This is a genomic window from Nocardioides sp., assembly GCF_035703625.1.
Classification (GTDB): domain Bacteria; phylum Actinomycetota; class Actinomycetes; order Propionibacteriales; family Nocardioidaceae; genus Nocardioides.
In genome coordinates, this window is record NZ_DASSXS010000283.1 from 1 (window position 1) to 4,309 (window position 4,309).

Sequence of the window (4,309 nt, forward strand, 5' to 3'; positions counted from 1 at the left end):
CGAGACAGCGGAGATGAACCGCACGACGGCGCTCTCCGACTGGCAGCGAGCGTTCCCCCTCAAGAACGGGAAGCTGAGCACCGGCGGTCACGCGCTGCGGCGCGGCACGTACGGCGGGTGCTGAGCACGACCCGGGCGAAACGGAGTGCCCCCGACAGTGTTCTGGTTCAGGACATCCCGGACACATCTCTCAAGAGATGGCGGACAGCCGGACCCACGGTGTTGTGGGTTCGGCTGTTGTCATTTCGGGGTTGTGGGTGGTGGTCCTGGTGGTCTTCCGGTGGGTTGGTAGTCGCGGTGGGGGTCGATGGTGAGTTCGCGAAGGAGCTCGCCGGTGGCTGCGTTGACGACGCGGACGTGGAGGTCCTGGACGAGCAGGATGACGTGGGTTCGGGCCTGGACATGCCCGACCCTCATCGCGCAGTCCGCGATGTCTTGAGACATCAGTCCGGAATGTCTTGAGAGATGTGTCCGGGATGTCCTGAACCAGAACACCTCCGCCACCGCCAGCCAGGGTCTGGGAATCACCGCCCGCAGACCGAGGGACGAAAGTCCCTGCGACGCCGTCCCCGGGCACCCGAACCCGGGTGCCGGGGACGGCGTTGTTGCGTATCGGCCTGCCCACCACCACCGCGTCTGCGTCGATCCCGCACAGGCAGCCGGGTCGTCGGCGATGACCGGGTGACGGGCTGACGCGGATCACCGGCGCCGGTGTGGTGGGAGCCGGCTGGGGCTCCGGAAGGACCGGAAGCTGCTCGCCTGCCCGGTTTCCCGCCACAGGCAGCGCGATGTCCCGAGACACCGACCGTCGGCGTCTCGGGACATCCCTGCAACGGGGGCCTCCCGCCCGCCCGGGCGACCCCACTGGACTGGCGTCTAGGCGGGCGCTCCTGCGACCGGCGGCGCCGCTGCGGCACCGTGCTCGCCCTTGCGGACGACGAATCCGGTGGCCAGGAAGGCGATGCCCCAGACGATGGCGACGAGTCCGAGCACCCAGGCGATGGCCACGGCCGACGATCCGGGGTTGGCCACGAACAGGATGCCCAGGATCACGTCGACCCCGGCTGTCACGAGCAGCAGCCAGCGCGGAGCGTCGTGGGTGGCCCCGAAGGCGGCGAACACCTCGAAGGCACCGCGCACGATCAGCCAGATGCCCAGGATCCAGGTCAAGGTTGCTGCGGCGACGGCCGGACTGAACATGGCGAAGAACGCGGCGATCAGGGCCACCACGCCCATCACGATGAGCAGGACCCGGGCCGAGGTGGGGGTCCCCTTCTCGAAGGCCTGGGCGAACGAGCCGGCGCCGTCGACCAGGGCCCAGACTCCGAAGACGAAGGCGAGAGCAATGGCGGTCTCGATGGGCCACACCATGGCCACGAGTCCGAAGACGATCGCGAGCGAGCCGCGGACCATCAGCATTTTCCAGGAGAGATTGAGCCAGTCGTGCGTCATGAGGTCCATCCTCTGCGCAGACGAACGCTGCGCCTGATTCGATGGTAGGACGCCGGTTCGCGGCCGTAAATATCGCTGGGCTGGACCACTGGTCGGGCCCGGAGGACGATGACCTGAGGGGGTGTCGTGACCGGTCAGCTCAGCATCGCGTGGCTCGGCCACTCGACCGTCATGCTCGAGATCGACGGCGTCCGGCTGCTCAGCGATCCCCTTCTGATGCGTCATGCCGGAGTGCTCCGGCGCCGGTTCCCCAAACCCGCGCCGGATCTGTGGCGCGACCCCGATGCCGTCCTCGTCTCCCACCTGCACCACGACCACGCCGAGGTGTCCTCGTTGAGGATGCTGCCACCCGTGCCGGTCCTGACCGCGGAGGAGAATGCGGTGTGGTTGCGGCGCAAGGGACTCCCGGGGGCCGCGCTGGTGGACGGCTGGACGCGGGTGGGTGATGGCCAGGTCGAGGTGCGGCTCACCGAGGCCCTCCATCACCACCGGCCGATGCCGCATCGACCGAACGCCGCCAACGGACACCTGGTCCGGGGGGCCGAGCTGAGCGTGTGGCTGGTGGGCGACACCAGCCTCTACCCCGAGATGGCCGAGATCCCGGACCTGCTCGGGCGACGGCTCGACGTGATCGCCGTACCGATCGCGGGATGGGGGCCGCGCCTCTCACCCGGCCACCTCGGTCCGGACGAGGCGGTGACCGCGTGTGTCAGGTCCGGCGCCCGCTGGGCCCTGCCGGTCCACTGGGGGACCCTGCACCCGCCGATGCCTCGCCTCCTCGGCGCAGGCTGGATGGACCGCCCCTATGCGCAGTTCGTGCGAGCGCTCCGACGCGAGGCGCCGGACTGCCGACTGGTGGAGCTGATGCCGGGGGACGTCTGGCGCGGCGAGGACTGACGGGGCGACCGGTTTCCGGTGGAATGACCCCATGAACCTCTACGAGTTCGAAGGCAAGCGGCCCACTGTCCATGCCGAGGCGTTCGTGGCGCCGACCGCCACCCTGATCGGCGACGTGACCGTCGAGAAGGGGGCCAGTGTCTGGTACGGCGCGGTGCTGCGCGCCGACATCTGCACGATCGTCGTCCGGGAGGGCGCCAACGTGCAGGACAACTCGGTCATCCACGCCGGACCCGACCAGATCGTCGACATCGGTCCGGGCGCCACGGTCGCGCACACCTGCGTGGTCCACGGCGCGGTGGTTGCCGAGCGGGCGCTGGTGGGCAACGGCAGCACCGTCCTGGACGGTGCCCGGATCGGTGCCGCGTCGATGGTCGCGGCCGGTGCCCTGGTCACGCCGCAGACCGAGATTCCCGACGGCGTCCTGGCAGCCGGTGCGCCCGCGAAGGTCCGGGGCCCGATCGAGGGAACGCCCGCGCAGTTCTGGGTCGAGTCCAACCCGGCGTACTACGCGGAGCTGGCGCAGCGGCACCGGGCCGGCGCGTCCGAGGTGGCCGAGTGAACGTCCGGGTCGAGGTCGACGGCCCCGTGACCACGGTGGTGCTGGACCGTCCGGAGGCACGCAACGCCGTCGACCGCCGTACGGCCGAGGCGCTCGCGGAGGCATTCGGGCAGTTCGACGCCGACGAGAGCCAGTCGGTGGCAGTGCTCCACGGCGCCGGTGGAACCTTCTGCGCGGGTGCCGACCTGAAGGCGATGGACAACCGGGTCGAGCCCGAGGGGACCGGGCCGATGGGGCCGACCCGGATGCGGCTGGGCAAGCCGGTCATCGCCGCGATCGAGGGCCACGCGGTGGCCGGCGGGCTGGAGCTTGCCCTGTGGTGCGACCTGAGGGTCGCGGCCAGCGATGCGGTGCTCGGCGTCTTCTGCCGTCGCTGGGGCGTGCCGCTGATCGACGGCGGCACCGTGCGACTCCCGCGTCTCATCGGTACCAGTCGGGCGATGGACCTGATCCTGACCGGCCGTCCGGTCGAGGCGGGGGAGGCCGCGTCGATCGGTCTGGTGAACCGGGTGGTGCCGCCCGGGACGACGCGCGACCGGGCCGAACTGCTGGCCCACCAGCTGGCCGAGCTGCCCCAGCGTTGCCTGCGCAACGACCGGCTGTCGGTCCTGGACCAGGAGGGGAGACCGGAGGACGCCGCCCTGGCGACTGAGCTCGGCTACGGCTCGGACTCGTTGGAGGAGGCGCTGGAGGGGGCGAAGAGGTTCGCGGCCGGCGCCGGCCGGCACGGCGCCGACCCGACCGACGACTGACCGGCCGGTTCAGCGGGGAGGGTCGAGGCAGACCGCGACGAGGGCGTGAGGGCGGGCGCCGGTGTAGATCTGCCACCCGCGGTCGAAGCTGACGACCTCGAGGCCGCTCTGGCTGCGGATGATCGCTGACCTCGGGGTGCTGCCGTCGCCGAAACCGTCCTGTGAGCACTCGTAGCGCTCCATGAGCGCCTGTTGCGCCCGGCTGGGTGAGCCGGTGGCGTAGGGCCCGGTGGGGAGCTCGGCGGGTGGCGCGAGGCTGGCGGCCCCCATCAGGGCCGCGGCGGCGACCAGCGTGCGGGCCAGCGTGCGTACGCCGGCGCGAACGAGCTGTCCGCGTACCGACCGACGGGGCCGGTCCTGCCCGCGGAACTGGGCCGGCAGGCCGGCGGGCCGCCTCCGGGCACGAGGGCCGGCGTGGCGTCCGCTGTGGCGCCGGGGGTATCGCATGGTGCTCCTTCGATCGGGCCGATCTGGCCGCCCGAGAACGTCTTCACCCGGTCCAACGACCCGGACCCGGGTCGGTCACGACCCCATATGCTCGCGCCGTGACCTCGCATCCACCGGCCCGTGACGGCGCCTGGTTCTCCTCGCCCGATGACGCCGCGACACGTCTCCGGGCAGCCGGGTACCTCGCAGACGCGGCCAC

The 4,309-nt window shown here is 71.3% G+C and carries 5 protein-coding genes; 3 read left to right on the top strand and 2 right to left on the bottom strand.

Annotation, left to right across the window (positions count from 1 at the left end):
- Positions 1-876: 876 nt before the first annotated feature.
- Complete coding sequence (locus VFN12_RS14750) at positions 877-1,452, bottom strand: HdeD family acid-resistance protein (protein WP_325119490.1); 576 nt, start codon at positions 1,450-1,452, stop codon at positions 877-879.
- Positions 1,453-1,578: 126 nt separating this feature from the next.
- On the opposite strand from VFN12_RS14750, the gene VFN12_RS14755 reads away from it, so the two are divergent.
- From VFN12_RS14755 to VFN12_RS14765, 3 genes are read left to right on the top strand one after another with little or no spacing between them, the layout of a single operon-like run.
- The gene (locus VFN12_RS14755) at positions 1,579-2,349 is read left to right on the top strand and encodes an MBL fold metallo-hydrolase (protein WP_325119491.1); all 771 of its coding nucleotides are present in this window, start codon (positions 1,579-1,581) and stop codon (positions 2,347-2,349) included.
- A 31-nt stretch (positions 2,350-2,380) separates the two neighbouring features.
- Positions 2,381-2,911, top strand: coding sequence for a gamma carbonic anhydrase family protein (locus VFN12_RS14760; protein WP_325119492.1), 531 nt, complete (start codon positions 2,381-2,383; stop codon positions 2,909-2,911).
- The gene (locus VFN12_RS14765; protein ID WP_325119493.1) at positions 2,908-3,663 is read left to right on the top strand and encodes a crotonase/enoyl-CoA hydratase family protein; all 756 of its coding nucleotides are present in this window, start codon (positions 2,908-2,910) and stop codon (positions 3,661-3,663) included. The genes VFN12_RS14760 and VFN12_RS14765 overlap by 4 nt, the downstream gene beginning before the upstream one ends.
- A gap of 9 nt (positions 3,664-3,672) precedes the next feature.
- Here VFN12_RS14765 and VFN12_RS14770 read toward each other — a convergent pair whose 3' ends face one another.
- The gene (locus tag VFN12_RS14770; RefSeq protein WP_325119494.1) at positions 3,673-4,110 is read right to left on the bottom strand and encodes a hypothetical protein; all 438 of its coding nucleotides are present in this window, start codon (positions 4,108-4,110) and stop codon (positions 3,673-3,675) included.
- Positions 4,111-4,309: the final 199 nt, after the last annotated feature.